Source organism: Achromobacter sp. PD1, assembly GCF_048541815.1.
In the GTDB taxonomy this organism is placed as follows: domain Bacteria; phylum Pseudomonadota; class Gammaproteobacteria; order Burkholderiales; family Burkholderiaceae_B; genus Achromobacter; species Achromobacter bronchisepticus_A.
On sequence record NZ_CP183349.1, the window covers coordinates 3,362,162 to 3,380,959 of the forward strand.

General features: G+C 62.8%; 20 protein-coding genes. 7 read left to right on the forward strand and 13 right to left on the reverse strand.

Features of this window, described 5'->3' with window-relative positions; translation table 11 throughout:
- Positions 1-52 precede the first annotated feature (52 nt).
- Positions 53-1,252 carry an amino acid aminotransferase gene (locus ACM1PE_RS15900; protein ID WP_059373544.1) on the forward strand — a complete coding sequence of 400 codons (1,200 nt, stop codon included), beginning with the start codon at positions 53-55 and terminating at the stop codon, positions 1,250-1,252.
- A 96-nt stretch (positions 1,253-1,348) separates the two neighbouring features.
- On the opposite strand, the gene ACM1PE_RS15905 is transcribed toward ACM1PE_RS15900, so the two are convergent.
- The gene (locus ACM1PE_RS15905; RefSeq protein WP_419343767.1) at positions 1,349-2,095 is read right to left on the reverse strand and encodes an IclR family transcriptional regulator; all 747 of its coding nucleotides are present in this window, start codon (positions 2,093-2,095) and stop codon (positions 1,349-1,351) included.
- Between ACM1PE_RS15905 and ACM1PE_RS15910 the strand changes: the two genes are divergently transcribed.
- From ACM1PE_RS15910 to lexA, 4 genes are all read left to right on the forward strand, one after another.
- Positions 2,094-3,482, forward strand: coding sequence for a thiolase family protein (locus tag ACM1PE_RS15910; RefSeq protein WP_419343768.1), 1,389 nt, complete (start codon positions 2,094-2,096; stop codon positions 3,480-3,482). The two genes, ACM1PE_RS15905 and ACM1PE_RS15910, sit on opposite strands and share 2 nt — an antisense overlap.
- Position 3,483: 1 nt before the next feature.
- Complete coding sequence (locus tag ACM1PE_RS15915) at positions 3,484-5,013, forward strand: class I adenylate-forming enzyme family protein (RefSeq protein ID WP_419343769.1); 1,530 nt, start codon at positions 3,484-3,486, stop codon at positions 5,011-5,013.
- On the forward strand, positions 5,010-5,975 hold the full coding sequence (locus ACM1PE_RS15920) for a Bug family tripartite tricarboxylate transporter substrate binding protein (RefSeq protein WP_306637028.1): 966 nt from the start codon (positions 5,010-5,012) through the stop codon (positions 5,973-5,975). Before ACM1PE_RS15915 ends, ACM1PE_RS15920 begins: the two co-directional genes overlap by 4 nt.
- A gap of 225 nt (positions 5,976-6,200) precedes the next feature.
- On the forward strand, positions 6,201-6,851 hold the full coding sequence (gene lexA, locus ACM1PE_RS15925; RefSeq protein WP_118932691.1) for a transcriptional repressor LexA: 651 nt from the start codon (positions 6,201-6,203) through the stop codon (positions 6,849-6,851).
- A 124-nt stretch (positions 6,852-6,975) separates the two neighbouring features.
- Here the strand turns inward: lexA and lon are convergent, their stop codons facing one another.
- The 5 genes from lon to ACM1PE_RS15950 all read right to left on the reverse strand — a co-directional run bounded on the left by lon (position 6,976) and on the right by ACM1PE_RS15950 (position 13,977).
- Positions 6,976-9,426 carry an endopeptidase La gene (gene lon / locus ACM1PE_RS15930; protein WP_059373563.1) on the reverse strand — a complete coding sequence of 817 codons (2,451 nt, stop codon included), beginning with the start codon at positions 9,424-9,426 and terminating at the stop codon, positions 6,976-6,978.
- Positions 9,427-9,684: 258 nt separating this feature from the next.
- Positions 9,685-10,983, reverse strand: a complete 1,299-nt coding sequence (gene clpX, locus ACM1PE_RS15935) for an ATP-dependent Clp protease ATP-binding subunit ClpX (RefSeq protein WP_054456097.1) — start codon at positions 10,981-10,983, stop codon at positions 9,685-9,687.
- Between the two features lie 100 nt (positions 10,984-11,083).
- Positions 11,084-11,737 carry an ATP-dependent Clp endopeptidase proteolytic subunit ClpP gene (gene clpP / locus ACM1PE_RS15940; RefSeq protein WP_054456095.1) on the reverse strand — a complete coding sequence of 218 codons (654 nt, stop codon included), beginning with the start codon at positions 11,735-11,737 and terminating at the stop codon, positions 11,084-11,086.
- 4 nt (positions 11,738-11,741) lie between these two features.
- Positions 11,742-13,052: a trigger factor gene (gene tig / locus ACM1PE_RS15945; protein ID WP_059373566.1), complete on the reverse strand. Its 1,311-nt coding sequence runs from the start codon at positions 13,050-13,052 to the stop codon at positions 11,742-11,744.
- A gap of 169 nt (positions 13,053-13,221) precedes the next feature.
- Positions 13,222-13,977 carry a M48 family metalloprotease gene (locus ACM1PE_RS15950; protein WP_059373567.1) on the reverse strand — a complete coding sequence of 252 codons (756 nt, stop codon included), beginning with the start codon at positions 13,975-13,977 and terminating at the stop codon, positions 13,222-13,224.
- A gap of 257 nt (positions 13,978-14,234) precedes the next feature.
- Between ACM1PE_RS15950 and ACM1PE_RS15955 the strand changes: the two genes are divergently transcribed.
- The gene (locus ACM1PE_RS15955) at positions 14,235-14,786 is read left to right on the forward strand and encodes a TIGR00645 family protein (protein WP_059373569.1); all 552 of its coding nucleotides are present in this window, start codon (positions 14,235-14,237) and stop codon (positions 14,784-14,786) included.
- A gap of 120 nt (positions 14,787-14,906) precedes the next feature.
- Here the strand turns inward: ACM1PE_RS15955 and ACM1PE_RS15960 are convergent, their stop codons facing one another.
- From ACM1PE_RS15960 to ACM1PE_RS15980, 5 genes are all read right to left on the reverse strand, one after another.
- Complete coding sequence (locus tag ACM1PE_RS15960; RefSeq protein WP_006225311.1) at positions 14,907-15,113, reverse strand: cold-shock protein; 207 nt, start codon at positions 15,111-15,113, stop codon at positions 14,907-14,909.
- A gap of 330 nt (positions 15,114-15,443) precedes the next feature.
- Positions 15,444-16,007: a DUF924 family protein gene (locus ACM1PE_RS15965; protein ID WP_059373571.1), complete on the reverse strand. Its 564-nt coding sequence runs from the start codon at positions 16,005-16,007 to the stop codon at positions 15,444-15,446.
- 230 nt (positions 16,008-16,237) lie between these two features.
- Complete coding sequence (locus ACM1PE_RS15970) at positions 16,238-16,441, reverse strand: cold-shock protein (protein ID WP_006220190.1); 204 nt, start codon at positions 16,439-16,441, stop codon at positions 16,238-16,240.
- A 375-nt stretch (positions 16,442-16,816) separates the two neighbouring features.
- A complete protein-coding gene (locus ACM1PE_RS15975; protein WP_059373572.1) occupies positions 16,817-17,137 on the reverse strand; it encodes a hypothetical protein in 321 nt (106 codons plus the stop codon).
- A 93-nt stretch (positions 17,138-17,230) separates the two neighbouring features.
- Positions 17,231-17,629, reverse strand: coding sequence for a hypothetical protein (locus ACM1PE_RS15980; protein ID WP_251881612.1), 399 nt, complete (start codon positions 17,627-17,629; stop codon positions 17,231-17,233).
- Between the two features lie 124 nt (positions 17,630-17,753).
- Between ACM1PE_RS15980 and ACM1PE_RS15985 the strand changes: the two genes are divergently transcribed.
- Positions 17,754-18,050, forward strand: coding sequence for a DUF2513 domain-containing protein (locus ACM1PE_RS15985; RefSeq protein WP_059373680.1), 297 nt, complete (start codon positions 17,754-17,756; stop codon positions 18,048-18,050).
- 12 nt (positions 18,051-18,062) lie between these two features.
- Here ACM1PE_RS15985 and ACM1PE_RS15990 read toward each other — a convergent pair whose 3' ends face one another.
- Both ACM1PE_RS15990 and ACM1PE_RS15995 read right to left on the reverse strand, forming a co-directional pair.
- Positions 18,063-18,335, reverse strand: coding sequence for a hypothetical protein (locus ACM1PE_RS15990; protein WP_059373576.1), 273 nt, complete (start codon positions 18,333-18,335; stop codon positions 18,063-18,065).
- Positions 18,336-18,405: 70 nt separating this feature from the next.
- Positions 18,406-18,792: a RidA family protein gene (locus ACM1PE_RS15995; protein ID WP_059373578.1), complete on the reverse strand. Its 387-nt coding sequence runs from the start codon at positions 18,790-18,792 to the stop codon at positions 18,406-18,408.
- Positions 18,793-18,798: the final 6 nt, after the last annotated feature.

The window sequence follows — 18,798 nt, forward strand, 5'->3', positions numbered from 1 at the left end:
CCTCATTATCCACAGCAGCCCGTACTGCGTCCACCCACCTCATCAGACTCCCATGAGCACCCTTTTCGATTCCGTCGAACTCGCCCCGCGCGACCCCATTCTTGGCCTGAACGAACAATTCAACGCTGATACGCGTCCCGGTAAAGTCAATCTGGGCGTGGGCGTGTACTACGACGATCAGGGTCGCATCCCCCTGCTGGGCGCGGTTCGCAAGGCCGAAGCCGCCCGCATCGAAGCCGCCGCCGCCCGCGGCTACCTGCCCATCGAAGGCATCGCCGGTTACAACAACGGCGCGCAAGCCCTGCTGCTGGGCAAGGATTCCGCACTGGCCGCCGCCGGCCGCGTGCTGACCACCCAGGCCCTGGGCGGCACCGGCGCGCTGAAGATCGGCGCCGACTTCCTGCGCCAACTGCTGCCGACCTCCAAGGTCCTGATCAGCGATCCCAGCTGGGAAAACCACCGCGCCCTGTTCGAGCGCGCCGGTTTCGAAGTCGGCACCTATTCGTACTACGACGCCGCTACCCGCGGCCTGAACTTCGACGCCATGCTGGCCGACCTGAAGGCCGCGCCGGCCAAGACCGTCGTCGTGCTGCATGCCTGCTGCCACAACCCCACCGGCGTGGACCCCACCGCCGACCAGTGGAAGCAGATCGCCGCCGTCGTCAAGGAAAACAAGCTGGTCCCGTTCCTGGACATCGCCTACCAGGGCTTCGGCGACGGCCTGACCGAGGACGCCTCGGTCGTGCGCATGTTCGCCGACCTGGACCTGACCATGTTCATCAGCTCCTCGTTCTCGAAGTCGTTCTCGCTGTACGGCGAGCGCGTCGGCGCGCTGACGGTCGTGGCTGGCAGCAAGGACGAAGCCACCCGCGTGCTGAGCCAGCTCAAGCGCGTGATCCGCACCAACTACTCCAACCCGCCCACCCATGGCGGCACGGTGGTGTCGACGGTCCTGAACACGCCTGAACTCTTTGCGATGTGGGAAGAGGAACTCGCCGGCATGCGCGACCGCATCCGCCTGATGCGCAAGCAGCTGGTCGACAAGATCAAGGAACACGGCGGCAAGCAGGACTTCAGCTTCGTGCTGCAGCAGCGCGGCATGTTCTCGTACTCGGGCCTGACCGCCGCGCAAGTGGACCGCCTGCGCGAAGAGCATGGCGTGTATGCCGTTTCCAGCGGCCGCATCTGCGTCGCCGCGCTGAACAGCGGCAACATCGACAAAGTCGCCAAGGGCATCGCGGCCGTGCTGTAAAGCCGCTTGCCGCGCACAGGCCCACGCGGGCCTGCAGCCAGGAACGGGACCTTCGGGTCCCGTTTTCTTTTGCGCTGCCCGTTGCGCGCGGCAGCTTTACTTGTCCAGGAACCGGTTCATCTCTTCGCGGATCATCTGGGCAACAGCCTCCTGGCGCTTTTGCGTCATGCGATTGTCCAGTGCCGCGACACTGATGCCGCCCAGCACATCGCCTTCCTTGTTCATCAGCGTAACGCCCACGCCAGTGACCTTGCTGACCGCGTGGCTGCCTATCACGGCGTAGCCGCGCTTGCGCGCGCGCGCAATACGCATGCGCAACTGCTCCAACGTAAGCGACTTGTACTTGAGAAAGCGGGCCCTGTTGACGTTGAGATAATGCTCCGTGCGATCTTCGTCGAAGCTCGCCAGCATGGCCAGCCCACCCGCACCCACGCCGATGGGCTGCCGGTTGCCGACCGGGATGGCCAGGGCCTGGATGGGATACGCACCCACTTCCCGAGCAATGCACAGGGTATCCAGGTCTTGCAGGATCACCAGAAAACTGGCGTCTTCGGTGCGGTCGGAGATGCGCCTCAGCAAAGGTCCATAGCGTACGGACAGCGACGATTGCGCAGCCAGTGACTCCCCGAGTTTCCGGCAATAGTCGCCAAGGTAGTACTTCTTGCTGCGCGCGTTACGGGCCACCAGTCCCTGCGCCATCAGTTCGCGCAACAGGCGCAGCGCCGTCGGTTTTTCCAAGCCCTGCTCCCGACACACGTCGATGAGCCGCAGACCTTCCTCGTGATGGCGCTGCACGGTTTTCAGCACTCGCAGCGCTTTCTGGATGCTGGAGGATTGCGTCATGTCATCCGGATCCACACCAGGTAAAAAAAGTTTCACATGCCGGAACTTTATCCTGTTTTCAACGGGTAAGCAGGGGTTAATGCGGAACGGCCAGCCACGCAGAATAGAGCCACTCATCGATCAGCTGCCTAGGCCCAATATGAACGTCTACATCACCGGCATCGCCCATACTCCGCTTGGCCGCTACCCGGATCTCTCGGTCAAGCAATTAACCGAACAAGCCGTCAACACTGCCCTGGCCGACAGCGGCCACGGACTGGAAGACATGCAGGCGGCGTGGTTTTCCAACGTGCGCCAAGGCCAAATGGAAAAGCAGAATTCGATCCGTGGCCAATGCGCGCTGAACGCGATGGGGGTGAGCGGCATCCCCGTCTTCAATATCGAAAATGCCTGCGCCAGCAGCAGTTCCGGCTTGTTCAACGCCTGCATGGCGGTCGAATCGGGCATGTTCGACACGGTCTTGGTGGTAGGCGCGGAAAAGATGTTCTATCCGGACAAGAAGGCCGAGATGATGAACGCGTTCTTCGGCGGCACCGACATACATCTGTTGCGTCAGACATGGGATTTCTTCTGCCAGCAGGAGACCGACCCCGGCATCCGCCAGCGGCTGAACTCTCCCGGCGCCTGGAATACGCAGAGCTTTTTCATGGACATCTATGCGGCCATGGCGCGCCAGCATATGCGCACGTATGGCACCACGCAGCGGCAGATCGCCAGTGCGGCAGCCAAGAACCACGCGCACTCGACCATGAACCCGCTGGCCCAATACCAGAACGATATGTCGACCGACGAAGTGCTTGCGACCCCCGAGATCGCCTGGCCACTGACGCGCGCCATGTGCGCACCCATTTCCGACGGTGCCGCCGCCATCGTGTTGTCCAGCGGCCGCGCCCTGTCAGACGCGCGCAGGCAACGGGCCGTCAGGGTCGCGGGCATCGGCGCGGCCAGCACGGTGATCCGCGACATCGCCGATATGGACAGGCATTGCGTGCACCTGGCTGCCAAGCGCGCCTATGCCATGGCCGGGATCACGCCGCAGGACATCGACCTGGCTGAAGTGCATGACGCATCCAGCTTCGCGGAACTGCTGCAGATCGAGAATCTGGGCCTTTGCGCCCGCGGCCAAGGCGGGCCATACACCGAAAGCGGAGCGACCAGCCTGGGCGGTCCCACACCCGTCAACGTATCGGGCGGCCTGGTGTCCAAAGGACACCCGATCGCCGCGACGGGATTGGTGCAAATCCATGAACTCGTTACGCAACTGCGCCATGAGGCCGGCGCGCGCCAGGTACAGGGCGCCCGTACCGCTGTGGCCGAAAACGGCGGCGGCTTCTTGCACTACGAAGATGCCGCGGCCGTAGTCACGGTGCTCAGCAACAGGCTCTAGCATGCAGCCTGTCGATTTCTTCCTGCATGCAGCCATGCGGTACCCGGATCGCATCGCAGCGATCGATGCGGCTAGCGGCCGCGCCCATACCTACGAAGCGCTGCGCGGCCAGACGCTGGCGCTGGCTGCGGCGCTACAACGCCTGTCGGGCAAACCGCGTCCAGTGATCGCGACGCTGGCCGGCAATTCGCACGCGATGCTGCTGGGCATATTGGCCACCTACGCCTGCGCCGGCGTGCTGGTGCCGCTGACGCCGACCGTGGTCGAACAGGACATCGCCCGCCAGTTGGCGACGGCCGCGCCCGACATCGTATTGCACGACGCGGCATACGAGGCGCTGCTGGCTTCCTACCACGGCCTGCGCATCTGCAACGACGCGGGCCGTCAGTTCCATGTCGATACGCTGGTGCGTGAACACGCGGGCGGGTCACCATCGCGCTCCAACCCGGATCTGAGCGAAACGACCGCCATCAAGTTCACCGGCGGATCGTCGGGCGCGCCCAAAGCCGTATTGCAGTCGCTACGCTGCATCAACACCATGGTGGCATCACTGGCCATGACATATGGTTTCGACAGCGAGGAACGCTTCCTGCTGGCTCCACCGATGACGCATGGCGCAGGCACTTTCGTGCTGCCGGTATTGCATGCCGGGGGCTGCCTGGTGATCGCGGGCAAGGCCACAGCCGAACAATTGCACGCCTTGATGGAAACCCATGGAGTGACGTCCACCTGGCTGCCTCCCACGCTGCTCCAACGGCTGGTGCAGGCACAGTGCGCCGCTGCGCGCCATCTGCCGGCGCTGCGCAACCTGCTGTATGGCGGTGCGCCATGCCCAGCCCCACTGCAGTCGCAGGCGATTGCGGAGTTTGGCCCCGTGCTGGGCGTCACCTACGGCCTGACGGAAGCGCCGGTCATCATCGCCGGCATGAACGGCGCGACCGGCTCCCTGCCGGAAAACCTCGGCAGCGCAGGCCGCATCGGCCCCCTGACGCGCGTGGCTGTCGTCGGCGCCGACGGCCACCCGACCACAATCCCAAACACCCTGGGCGAAATTATCGCCAGCGGCGACTTGCTGATGTCGGGCTACCTGAACATGCCCGAACAGACCGCGGCCGTCCTGAGAGATGGCTGGTTCCACACCGGAGACATCGGTGTCATCGATGAACGCGGGTTCCTGTTCATCAAGGGCCGCAGCAAGGACATCATCATCAGCGGCGGCTTCAATGTGTATCCCTCTGACGTCGAAAACGCCTATGCGCAACACCCCGGTATCGCCGAATGCGTGGTGTTCGGCAATGCCGACGACGACTGGGGCGAACGCGTCGAAATGGCGGTCGTGCCGATTCGGCCGGGCTCGGTCAGCGTCCAGGCGCTGATCGACTACGGCAAGCAGCAGTTGGGGTCCGTGCGGACACCCAAAATCATCCACATCGTGCAGTCTTTTCCAAAAAACACGCTGGGCAAAATCGACAAGCGGCGAATCATCGACGACTTGCGCAACGCGACCCGGCAGGAGGAACATCGATCATGACTTTCAAGACCTGGATTGCCGCCACAAGCTGCGCATTCGCCGTCACGCTGGGCGGCCCCGCGGCCGCAGCCTTTCCGGAGCAGCCCATCCGCTTCGTGGTCGGGTTTCCGCCGGGAGGGTCGACAGATATCGTCGCGCGGGTATTGGCTGAAGGCCTGTCGCGTGAACTGGGACAGGCCGTGGTCGTCGAAAACAAGGCCGGCGCTGGCGGCACTATCGGCGCCTCGTCGGTCGCGCACGCCAAACCCGACGGCTACACCATCTTCCTGGGTACCGTAGCCACCAACGTGATCAACCCGCTGCTGCGCAAGGAGCTGAATTTCGACCCTATCAAGGATTTCACCATGATTGGCGAGGTTGGCTTCTACACCAATCTGGTGCTGGTCAATGCCGATTCCAAGTACCAGAACCTGCGCACGCTGGTCGCCGACGCAAAGCAGCGGCAGTTGTCGTACTCCAGCCCCGGGGCTGGCACATCGCCGCACATGACCGGCGAGTACTTCAAGATCCTGACAGACGCGAAGATGCAGCACATTCCCTTCTCGGGCAGCGGGCCGGCGTTAACCGCGCTGATGGGTGGTCACGTCGACCTCGGGTTCGACAATCTGCCTGCGGCCCTGAGCCTGGTGCAGTCGGGCAAAGTGCGGGCGCTGGCCATCACCAGCAGCACGCGCATCAAGGAACTGCCCGACGTGCCCACCGCCGAGGAACTGGGAGTAAAGAACATGAGCGTGGACGCCTGGGTCAGCGTCATGGGCCCGGCCGGCATTCCTGCCGACCGGCTGTCGGTGCTGAGCGCCGCCTTGCTGAAAACGTTGACCAAACCCGACATCATCCGCAAGCTTGAAGACAAGGCGGTCACGATCAAAGCCACCCGCCCGGACGAATTGCAGGGCTACATCGAATCCGAGACCCAAAAGTGGCGCAGCGTCATCGAGACGGCGGGAATCAAGCCGGAGTAACAGACGCCGCATCGTCCAGGCCCGGCCGCGCCATGGAGCCGCAAGCACATGGCTTTCCAGCGTCCGGGCGCCGCCGGTTCCACCGGGCCCGTCCAATCGGGACATTCTGAGCGGCCTGCCATTACGTTGGCTTTGAGACGGCCCGCCCCGAGCTTGCTTTTTTGCGCTGCGTCCCCCAGAATGGCGCTGTATATATGTACAGTCCGCTAGCACCGGATCATCGCCATGGCCAGCAAACTCACTGATCGCCAACAACAAATCCTGGATCTCATCAGGCAGACCGTCACGCGCACGGGCTTCCCGCCGACCCGCGCCGAAATTGCCCTGGCCCTGGGTTTCCGATCCCCCAACGCGGCGGAAGATCACCTCAAGGCGCTTGCCCGCAAGGGCGCCATCGAGCTGACCGCCGGCGCGTCGCGCGGCATCCGCCTGAAGGACGCCTCCCCTGCCCCCACGCAAAGCTCGCTGCCCATGCCGGGCCTGGCCCAATTGCTGCTGCCGCTGGTCGGCCGCGTCGCTGCGGGCAGCCCCATCCTGGCCGCCGAGCACGTGGAACGCGAAGTCGGGGTCGATCCCAACCTGTTCGCCCAGACGCCCGACTACCTGCTCAAGGTGCGCGGCATGAGCATGCGCGACGCTGGCATCCTGGAAGGCGACCTACTCGCCGTAAAGAAAGCCTCGGAAGCCCGCAATGGTCAGATCGTGGTCGCCCGCCTGGGCGACGACGTCACCGTCAAGCGCCTGCAACGCCAGAACGGCCACATAGAACTCCTGCCCGAAAACCCCGATTTCGAACCCATCGTGGTCGAAGCTGGCCAGGATTTCGCGCTGGAAGGCATCGCGGTGGGCCTGATCCGCACGCACGCGCTGCACTAGGAACCAACAGCTCCTGCGCCTGCGCAGCATAAAAAAACCCCCGCCAATTTCTTGGCGGGGGTTTTTTGTTGGAAGCCGCATCCAGGAGGAGCGCCGCTTACTGGCGGCGTCGCTCCCGGCTCCATCAGTGCTTGAGCACCGGGTCGGTCGAACCCGGTTCGGCAGGCTTGGCCACCAGGGGTTCCTTGACCGCTTCTTCCTCGGCCAGGGGCTCCGGCAGGCGCTCCAGCGCCAGTTCCAGCACCTTGTCGATCCAGCGCACCGGCACGATCTCGAGATGGTTCTTGACGTTGTCCGGGATCTCCGCCAAATCCTTGACGTTTTCTTCCGGAATCAAGACCGTCTTGATGCCGCCACGGTGAGCTGCCAGCAGCTTTTCCTTCAGGCCGCCGATGGGCAGGACCTCGCCGCGCAGCGTGATCTCGCCGGTCATGGCAACGTCGGCGCGCACCGGAATGCGCGACAAGGCCGACACCATGGCCGTGGTGATCGCGATACCCGCGGACGGACCGTCCTTGGGTGTCGCGCCTTCCGGCACGTGCACGTGCATGTCGTGCTTCTCGAACACGCTGTCGGCAAAGCCCAGGCGGCGGGCGCGGGAACGCACTACCGTGCGAGCCGCCTCGACCGACTCCTTCATCACGTCGCCCAGCGAGCCGGTGCGTTGGATGACGCCCTTGCCGGGCATGTCCGCGACTTCGATCGTCAGCAGGTCGCCGCCGACTTCCGTCCAGGCCAGACCCGTCACCTGACCGATCTGGTTTTCCTTTTCGGCCATGCCGAAGGCATAACGGCGCACGCCCAGGAATTCACTCAGGTTGTCGCCCGTGACGTTGACCGGCTTGACCTCGGCGGCCTTGCCTTCAGCCTTGGCGCGGTCGCTCTGGGTCAGCAACTGCTTGATGACCTTGCGGCAGATCTTGCCCACTTCGCGTTCGAGCGCACGCACACCGGCTTCGCGGGTGTAGTAGCGCACGATGTCGCGCAGCGCACTGTCGTCGACCGTGAGTTCGCTATCCTTCACGCCGTTGTTCTTCATCAGCTTGGGCAGCAGATGGTCGCGGGCGATGTGGATCTTCTCTTCCTCGGTGTAACCCGACAGACGGATCACTTCCATGCGGTCCAGCAGCGCCGGCGGAATATTCAGCGTGTTGCTGGTGGCCACGAACATGACGTCGGACAGGTCGAAGTCGACTTCGATGTAGTGGTCCTGGAACGTGTGGTTCTGTTCGGGATCCAGTACTTCGAGCAACGCCGACGAGGGATCGCCGCGGAAATCCATGCCCAGCTTGTCGATTTCATCGAGCAGGAACAAGGGATTGCGCACGCCGACCTTCGACATGTTCTGGACGATCTTGCCAGGCATGGAGCCGATGTACGTGCGGCGATGGCCGCGGATCTCGGCTTCGTCGCGCACGCCGCCCAGCGCCATGCGCACGAACTTGCGGTTCGTCGCCTTGGCGATGGATTGGCCGAGCGAGGTCTTGCCGACGCCCGGAGGGCCGACCAGGCACAGGATCGGCGCCTTCACCTTGTCCACGCGCTGTTGCACGGCAAGGTATTCCAGGATCCGTTCCTTGACCTTTTCCAGACCGTAGTGGTCGTTGTCCAGCACCGTTTCCGCGTTGCTGATGGAATTGTTGATCTTGCTCTTCTTCCTCCAGGGGAGGTTGATGAGCGTATCGATGTAGTTGCGCACCACGGTGGCTTCTGCCGACATGGGCGACATGAGCTTGAGCTTCTTGAGCTCGGCATCGGCCTTCTTGCGCGCCTCTTTGGGCATGTGGGCAGCGATGATCTTCTTTTCAAGCTCTTCGATGTCCGCGCCTTCCTCGCCCTCGCCCAACTCCTTCTGAATGGCCTTGACCTGCTCATTCAGGTAGTAGTCGCGCTGGCTCTTTTCCATCTGCTTCTTCACGCGGCCGCGAATCCGCTTTTCGACCTGGAGGATGTCGATTTCGGTTTCGAGTTGCGTGAGCAGGCCTTCGAGGCGCTCGGAGGTGCCGACGATCTCGAGCATCTTCTGCTTCTGCTCGAGCTTCAAGGGAAGATGCGCGGCGATCGTGTCGGCCAGGCGTCCGGCATCATCGATGCCAGCCAGCGAGGTCAGGATCTCCGGGGGGATCTTCTTGTTCAGTTTTACGTACTGCTCGAACTGCGCAACGATGGCGCGGCGCAGGGCTTCGGTTTCGGAGCCTTGCATGGCGTCCGGTTCGATCGGCGACACCTGGCAGGTGAAATGCGAATCGGCATCTTCGATGCTGTTGATGCGGGCGCGCTGGGTGCCCTCGACCAGCACCTTGACGGTGCCGTCGGGCAGCTTGAGCATCTGCAGGATGCCGGCTACGCAGCCGATCTCGTAGACGTCTTCGGGGGTGGGGTCATCCTTGCCGGCGGATTTCTGGGCCACCAGCATGATGCTCTTGCCCGCTTCCATCGCAACCTCGAGCGCGCGGATAGAGCGCGGGCGGCCGACGAACAGCGGGATGACCATGTGCGGAAACACCACGACATCGCGCAGTGGGAGCAGGGGCAGGTCGATCGGGTCGGAAGGCAGGGTCTGGCTGGCAGACATAGGAGGTTCCTCGGTATGACTCGGCGTATCGGGGACGGGAGGCCTGGGTATACCCGGACAATCCACGTCGGTTACGTCTGTTATGGGAACAATAGCCGAAAATTCAAGATCTCGGCGCCTGGATCCCCCAACGGCTTAAAAAAACCGCGGGCGGCACCCTCAGTATGCAAGCGTCGCGCCTGCAGGAAAAGCGTGTTTGCACCCGGGAATGCGCCTTAGGCAAAAAAACCCGTTACAGGAACGGGCTTTTCTGAAATATCAGGCTGCGGCGTCGCGGACTTCTCCGCGCTCTGGCTTGTCTGAAGCCGCGTCCTCGTCGGCGTAGATGAGCAATGGCTTGCCCTCGCCTTCGATCGCGTTCTCGTCCAGCACCACGCGCTTGACGTTGCCCTGGGAGGGCAGGTCATACATGGTATCCAGCAGGGCCTGCTCGATGATGGAGCGCAGGCCGCGCGCGCCCGTCTTGCGGCGCAGCGCCTTGCGGGCGATCGCCTTCAGGGCGGCGGGACGCACGTCGAGCTCGGCGCCTTCCATGGCGAACAGCTTCTGGAACTGCTTGAGCAAGGCGTTCTTGGGCTCGGTCAGGATCTGCACCAGGGCCGCTTCGTCCAGTTCATCCAGGGTGGCGACCACCGGCAGACGGCCGACCAGCTCGGGGATCAGGCCGAACTTGATCAGGTCTTCGGGTTCGACTTCCGAGAACAGCTCGCCCACGCCGCGTTCCGACTTGGCGCGCACCGAGGCCGAAAAGCCGATGCCCGATTTCTCGGTGCGGTCGCGGATGACCTTTTCCAGTCCGTCGAAGGCGCCGCCCACGATGAACAGGATGTTGGTCGTGTCGACCTGGACGAAGTCCTGGTTCGGGTGCTTGCGGCCGCCCTGCGGGGGCACCGAGGCGACAGTGCCTTCGATCAGCTTCAGCAAGGCCTGCTGCACGCCCTCGCCCGACACGTCGCGGGTGATGGACGGGTTGTCGGACTTGCGGGAGATCTTGTCGATTTCGTCGATGTAGATGATGGCGCGCTGCGCCTTCTCTACTTCGTAGTTGCAGTTCTGCAGCAACTTCTGAATGATGTTCTCGACGTCTTCACCCACGTAACCGGCTTCGGTCAGCGTGGTGGCGTCGGCCATGACGAAGGGCACGTTCAGCATGCGCGCCAGCGTCTGGGCCAGCAGCGTCTTGCCCGACCCGGTGGGGCCGATCAGCATGATGTTGCTCTTGGAGAGCTCGACCTCGTCGCCCTTGATCTCGCCGTGACGGATGCGCTTGTAATGGTTGTAGACGGCCACGGCCAGCATGCGCTTGGGCGAGTTTTGCCCAATGACGTACTGGTCGAGGAAGGTCTTGATTTCAGCCGGAGTGGGCAGTTCGGAACGAATCGCCGCGCGCGCGGTGGCTTGCGCCTCCTCGCGGATGATGTCGTTGCACAGATCTATGCATTCATCGCAGATGAATACCGACGGACCCGCGATCAGCTTGCGGACTTCATGCTGGCTTTTATTGCAAAACGAGCAATGCAGCACTTTTGCGTCTGCCGATCCCTTTTTTTCAGGCATATATGTTCGTATCTCAGGTAAAGATGCGCCAGGCCGGCTAAAGGCCTAGCGCATGCGCTTACTCAAACGTGGTGGCAGCGGGTTCGGGTCAACCGGGAAGTCAGCCTTCCGAGCGGGAGGTCATAACCTTGTCCACCAGTCCATACGATACCGCATCTTCGGCCGACATGAAGTTGTCACGCTCCGTGTCTATGCCGATGCGTTCCATGGTCTGGCCGGTATTGTCGGCCAGGATGCGGTTCAGGCGTTCACGCAGGTCCAGGATCTCGCGGGCCTGGATCTGGATGTCCGAGGCCTGCCCCTGGGCGCCGCCCGAGGGCTGGTGGATCATGATGCGCGAGTTGGGCAGCGTGAAGCGCTTGCCCTTCTTGCCTGCCGCCAGCAGGAACGCGCCCATGCTGGCCGCCAGGCCGGTGCAAAGGGTGGACACGTCCGGCTTGACGAATTGCATGGTGTCAAAGATGGCCATTCCCGCATACACCGACCCGCCGGGCGAGTTGATGTACAGGGAAATGTCCTTGTCAGGATTCTCCGATTCCAGGAACAGCAACTGCGCCACGACCAGGTTGGCCGTTGCGTCGTTGACCGGACCCACCAGGAAAATGAGCCGCTCGCGGAGCAGACGCGAATAGATGTCGTAGGCGCGTTCGCCGCGCCCCGACTGCTCGATCACCATGGGAATGTAGCCCAGGCCGGTGGGGGTCACCGAAGACCCGCCATTCATTGCCGCATAGAAATCGGTGAATCTCTGCATAGTGTTACGCCATCCCCATCAACTGATCGAAAGGCACCTTCTCTTCGGTGACCTTGGCCTTTTCAAGCACGTGCGCGACGACATTGTCTTCCAGCACGATAGCCTCGATTTCAGCACGACGCTGGCGGTCGGCCAGGTAATAGCTGACAACCTGTGCGGGTTGTTCGTAGTTCTCGGCGAACTCTTCGATACGCGCACGGACTTGTTCGGGCTTGGCTTGCAGCTGGGCTTGCTTGACCAGTTCCGACACCAGCAGGCCCAGGCGCACGCGGCGCTCGGACTCGGTGGCGAAGGCTTCGGCCGGGATCGGCACGGATTCGGCGTTGGGGATGCCACGCTGCTTCAGCTCTTCGCGGGCGGCGGCGACACGGCCTTGCACGTCGTTGTCGACCAGGGCCTTCGGCACGTCGAACTTGCCGGCTTCGACCAGGGCGTCCATGACGCTGGACTTGGTGCGGCCAGCCGAACGGACCTTGACTTCGCGCTCGATGTTGCTGCGGATGTCGGCCTTCAGCTTTTCGACGTCGCCTTCGGCCTGGCCGAGGGACTTGGCGAATTCGCCGTTCAGCTCGGGCAGCACGCCTTCAGCCACTTCCTTGACGGTGATGGTGAATTCGGCGGTCTTGCCGGCAACTTCCTTGCCCTGATAGTCGTCGGGGAACTTGAGCGGGAAGACCTTGCTTTCGCCAGCCTTCAGGCCGCGGGCGGCTTCTTCGAATTCGGGCAGCATGCGGCCTTGGCCGAGCACGAACGGGAAGGCTTCGGCCTTGCCGCCTTCGAACGGCACGCCGTCGATGGTGCCGGCGAAGTCCAGCGTGACGCGGTCGCCGTCTTGCGAGGCGCGGCCTTCACGGGCTTCGAACGTGGCGCGCTGCTTGCGCAGGACGTCCAGGGTCTGCTGCACTTCGGCGTCGGTGACGGCCGTTTCGTAGCGGGTGACGGCCAGGGCCGACAGGTCCGGCACGGCGACTTCGGGATAGACCTCGAACGTGGCGGTGAACGCCAGCGTGTCGTCGGCAACGCCTTCAGTCTTGGGCTCGAGGTTCGGGGCGCCGGCGACGCGCAGCTTGGCGCCATCGACAGCTTGTTCAAAGGCACGGCCAACTTGGCTATTGATCACGTCGTAGCGGATGCCGGGGCCATGGCTGCGCTCGAGCATGGCGAGCGGCGCCTTGCCCGGACGGAAGCCGGGGACCTTGGCGGTCCGGGCCACGCGCTTCAATTGCGCCTGGACTTCCTTTTCGACGTCGGCCACCGAGACGGCCAGATCAACACGGCGCTCCAGGCCGGAGAGGGTTTCAACCACAGGCTGCATTAAAAGACCTATTTTCCGAGAGATAAAGAGATGACGGGCGGATAAACGGCGCATTTTACCGGAAACTTCCGGCGCCCTGACGCAAAGGGGCGCGAGCACCCGGATAAGTCCGGATACTCGCGCCCCGTTTTCCACCCGGGACGGGAGAATTTACGCCGGCCAGTATGCCTTACTTGGCCTTGGCGATGCGTTCTTCGATGTGCTGCGCGCGCTTGGCCGAGGACGGGTGCGAGCTCATCATGTCGCTCTTGCCGCCGTCCAGTTCGGCCAGTTTCTGGAACGCGGTCACCAGGCCGCGGGTGTTCAGGCCCTTGGCCTGCAGCTGGTCGAACGAGTAATCGTCGGCGGCGCTTTCCTGCGACTGCGAGAACTGCGCGTTGATGAACTTCTCGGTCAGGTCGCCCAACTGCGAGGAGTTCAACGCGGCCACGGTGGCGCCGCCCGCGGCATTGGCGGCGTCGCGCGCGGCGGAAACGGTGTAGGCGGTCTGCATCGCCTTCTTGCTGTGGCCCAGCGCGACGTGGCCGATTTCGTGGCCCACCACGCCCAGCACTTCGTCATCGGTCATCATGTCCATCAGGCCGCTGTAGACGCGGATGCAGCCGTTGGCCATGGCCCAGGCGTTGACGTCCTTGGTGACGTAGACCTTGTAGCTGGCCTTCTGGCCGTTGACCGTGCCGCCCAGTTGCTTGGCGATCTTCTGCAGACGGGCGTCGTACTTGCTGCCGGGAGCGGCGATCTTTTCCTGGGAATCGCTCTGCGCGCAAGCCTTGTCCGACAGGGTCTTGATCTCGGCATCGCTCAGCGTGGCAGCCTGAACGACCTTGCTGCCGGCGCCGACCAGGCCGCCGATGTCCAAAGCCTGGGAGGCAGAGAAAGGGGCGAGCGCAACGCTCAGGGCAGCGACGGTGTAGCGGATCTTCATGGGAACAAACTCCTCTTTACTGGCTCTATGCGAACGAGGCCGCAATTCTATATACGACCAATGCGCACCAAGCGTTTCGCCACACAGTTTCGCAAATGCCAGTTTTCCTTACATAAAACCCGAACAGAATTTGCGCAATCGTGCTAGCGGGTATTCCCTCGGACGAGGCCCCTCAAAGAAACTGATATCTGCGGCAACGCGGCGTTGATAGAATTGCGCCCGCCATTTTTCGCACACACCATAGGGCTCGCACCCAAATGATCTCCAACACCCCTCCCCGCCTGGGCTTGCTGCCCAGCCTGATCTTCAGCTCGCGCTGGCTGCAACTGCCCTTGTACCTGGGCCTGATCGTCGCGCAAGGCGTCTACGTCATGCTGTTCCTGAAGGAGCTGTGGCACCTGGTGACGCACGCCAGCAGCTTCGGCGAAATGGAGATCATGCTGCTGGTGCTGGGCCTGATCGACGTGGTAATGATCTCGAACCTGCTGGTCATGGTGATCGTGGGCGGCTACGAAACCTTTGTGTCGCGCCTGCGACTGCAAGGCCACCCGGACCAGCCGGAATGGCTCAGCCACGTGAACGCCAGCGTGCTCAAGGTCAAGCTGGCCATGGCCATCATCGGCATCTCCTCGATCCACCTGCTGCGCACGTTCATCGAGGCCGGCACGTTGGGCACGCCCAACGCGCGCTTCTCCGAGGCCGGCGTGATGTGGCAGACCATCATCCACGCCCTGTTCATCCTGTCGGCGCTGGGAATTGCGCTGGTGGACAAGCTGGCCACGCCGCCGGCCAACCACGCGAAGCACTGACGCCGGGAAGCGCCCCCGAGGCGCGCCAGCCCGGCAACAAAAAAAGCCCCCGCACATTGCGTGCGGGGGCTTTTTTCTGGGCGGAACGCCGGGCCGGCCCGGGGCGCTGCCCTGCGAAGGTCAGGCCGCTACCTTGATGTTCTTTGCGCTGGGTCCCTTGGGGCCGGTACCGACCTCGAAGGTGACGCGCTGGTTCTCCTGCAGCGACTTGTAGCCTTCGCTGCGGATTTCCGAGTAGTGAGCGAAAAGATCCTTGCTGCCATCATCGGGCATGATGAAACCATAACCCTTTTCGGCGTTGAACCACTTAACGATGCCGGTTGCCATGGAGTGTCCTTGAACCTAGAAAAAGCGATTGCTCGCGGGGCGCCAGATCATCAAGGATGGGAGAGGAAGCAACCGCAGTACCACTGACGGCGACAAGTGAAACGCAGACCGCGTCGCTTGAAAATCTCGCTAAACCCAGTGTATTGGCGAACCCCGAAAAACGTCAAACATCCGCAAATTCGAGAGCGCCGCCAAAGCGCCGCGGAAGCAAGCCTGGCGAGGGGTTGGGACCGCCAGACGGGCCTGGAATTTTCAACTTGGAACGTGCGGACACATGCGGATACCTGCCGCCCGGCAGGCGCCCGAAACCACCCGCCGCACGGCAGCCACCTATCCTGCGAACCCGCCGGAATCCAGAAATTCCTGCTCTGCCTGGGTGGTTTGCCGCCCCAGCGCGGCGTTGCGATGGGGAAAGCGCCCAAAGCGCTTGACGATGTCGCGATGCAGGACCGCCCAGCGCAGCGAGTCGGCGTCCAATGTCTCCATCAAAGCCACCGCCCGGTTTTGCGCGGCAAGGTTCTCCGCGTGCTCGAAGGGCAGGTAGAAAAACTGGCGCAGTTGCGGCTCCACTCCCAGATCATGGCCGGCCGCGATGGCCCGGTCGGCGAAGTACTGGGCCAATGGGTCGGTGGCGAACATGTGCGCGGTATCCCGGTAGGCGTTGCGCGGGAACTGGTCCAACAGAACCATCAGCGCCAAGGCGCCGGTGGCGTCGTCCAGCCATGCATCCAGCTGCCGGGCCGCCGCAGCCATGTGGGCGGCCTCAAAACGGGTGCGGAAGGCTGCGTCGAAGTCCGCGCTCTTGCTGAACCATTGCTGCGGACCGGCATTGCGCCAGAACGCGACCACCTCGTGGGGCTGCGGAACGATCTGGGAGGCGGGGGAAGAAGTCATGAGCGCGCGTATCCTGAAGTCGAAAGCAAGGCCGACAATAACAGAGACGCGCACCGTATTAGGATCCATACACCGAATGGATGAATCGAGTGCGATTCGGAAACCTGAATAAAGCGATCTAGGGATTACCCTGAGATAACACAAGCGCAGCGATACTTTCCATATTTAGGAACGCTGCGGCAGAAAACAAAAAAGCCCCACGAGGGGGCTTCTATCGAAAACTCAGACCCTTACAGGACCTGGATCTTCGTAGCTTGCGGGCCCTTGGGGCCGTTGGCCGTCACAAAGCTGACGCGCTGGTTCTCTTCCAGAGACTTGAAGCCCGAGCCCTGAATTTCGGAGAAGTGAGCGAACAGATCCTTACCACCCGCTTCCGGAGTGATGAAGCCATAGCCCTTTTCCGAGTTGAACCACTTAACGACGCCGGTTTCCATACTGTATTTCCTAGAGATAATGGGCAAATGCCCGGAGGTCACGAATCAATCAAGGAGGGGACAGTAGAACAATAACGCTGAGCCGGAAAAGGCACGGCACTGAACGAAAATCGCAACGCTTGTGATCGTGTGCCGACACTATCGTTAGGTTCCCCTCACAAGTCAACATAATCCTAAAAAATGCGTGCCAATAATGCAACAAAGAGAAACTGCACGCGGATTCCACACATTTTCATAGGCAATAAGAAGTCCTGCATAGGTGTTTACACCCACGCATCATAAAAAAACAATCTAGGCTTATATAAATGCCGCCTGCCCGCGTACGAGGATTTCTTCATACGCCGTTCGGGCTAGCACTTTGGTTTGCCGCCAGGCTTACTCGTCGATAGGTAAACCCAGCAGATCGAGCGCCGCGCCGAAAGCATCGGGGCCCGAGCAAAGGAAAACCGCCACGTCGCCGGGATTCATATTCTCCAGGACTTGGTCGATCTGTTCTTGCGCATTATCAACATTGTCGACACTAGAGGCGTGTATGTCAGCCCCTGCTTCGACTTTTTCACGCGGCACGATGTCTGCGATCGCATTGAGATCCGTCACGCCTTCCAGGACGTAGACGCTGATGCTCTCGCCATCCAGCGTGGTGTGCAGCTCGACGCCGCCCGCTACGTCGGCGACTTGCCGACTTACTATTTCCATGATCACTCTTCCTTGACTTGCGGGCGTTGCCCGCCTGGGCACGCACCTTGCAGGTGCACTCGCACGCCCAGGCGCGACTATAACAGCCTTGGGCTAATGCTTCTTGACAGTAGGACCAAGCGACTGCCGCGCGGCGCCGGAAGTGGCGGCAACGGAACGGGTCCGCACCCCGGCGTCGGCCAGGACCCGGACCAGCGGCTTCTGCGCCGTCAGGAAGCGGTCCTTCTCCTCGCCAGCGAGCTTGCAGACGAACATCTGGGCCAGCAGCTGCGTGCGGCGGGCCTTGCGGTTGCCGGCCTCCTGGGCGAGCCAGTCGCCGACCCACGCCGCCGCCGCGTCCGCATCGCCCTGCAACTTGATATGGCCAAGCAGATCGAACACGGTCACGCCTTCGATGCGGCCGTCCTCGCTGCGCGTGAGAAAGAGCTTGGCGGCCTGGCCCGTGTAGCCTGGGATCAGCGCGAGGCAATCGCGCTCTGCGGGTTTCTTCATGGAATCTGCATGTATCGGTTATCGAGAACCCTGGACTGTAACCCGGCTGCAGCGCCTGTCGCTTCGCGGCAATCGATCTCTGCTATCGTCGGCTTGTCTTTTACCCCAACGAATGGTGGACAACATGCAACGCGATTTCGACTTGGTCGTCACTATCCTGGGCGCCCTGCGCGACGCCCCCGGCCCCAACCTGAGCACGCACGACATCAAGAACGTGGCCCTGGCGCCGCATCCCGAAGAGCAAGGGCTGCAGCTGATTGCGCATCACCTCGACCTGCTGGAAGACGCGGGCCTGGTCAAGCAGATCAGCGAAACGGCTGCCACCGCGGGCGCGACCCGCTGGCGCATCACCTGGAAGGGCTACGACGCCCTGGAACAGGATGAAGACGACGAAGACGAGGATTTCGACGCCGAAGAATAAGGCGCGCAGCGCTCAGCGGCGCAAGAGTATGCGCCGCGTGAGCAACGACGCGGCGGCGCCGATCACCAGGCTGAACATGAAGGCGGCGATCGACAGCATCGCCGATAGCTCGCTGAAGCCGCCGTGGCGGGAAAGCAGGAACACCGCCACGCCCACCGCAACGGCCAGCGCCGCAACCCCCAGCAGGACCCGCTTGACGGAACCCAGGCGGCCGCACAGCGACCCGCCTGCCAGCGCCGCCGCCACCATCGCGGCCATGGACCAGAACAGGTATTCGTACTGCATGCGGACGGTCTCCCCCGAAGGTATTGAGGCGGAGGCATTATAGGCGTCCGCCTGCACGATCCGCCGCGCGCTAGGCGACGGCGACCACGCTGATCTCCACCAGGGCGCCGTAGTGCAGCTCGCGCGTGGGCACAATGGCCCGCGCGGGCCGATGATCGCCGAAGCCCTCCTCGTAGACCCGGTTGACCTCGTCCCAGAGCGCCACGTCCGGGATGTACACCGTCACGCTGGCGACCGCGGCAAGCGAGGCGCCGGCCGCTTCGAGGATGGCGCGAACACTGCGCAGCGCTTCCCGGGTCTGGGCCGCGGCGCCGTCGGCCAGCGCCGGCCGCGCGCCGGGCGCAGCAGGCGGCAGAAAGCCCAACTGCCCCGAGACGAAGATGAAACCGTTGGCGCGGACCGCCTGCGAATAGTGGCCGGCGGGCGGCGTGGCCTGATGCGTGTGGATGAGATCCATGCATGC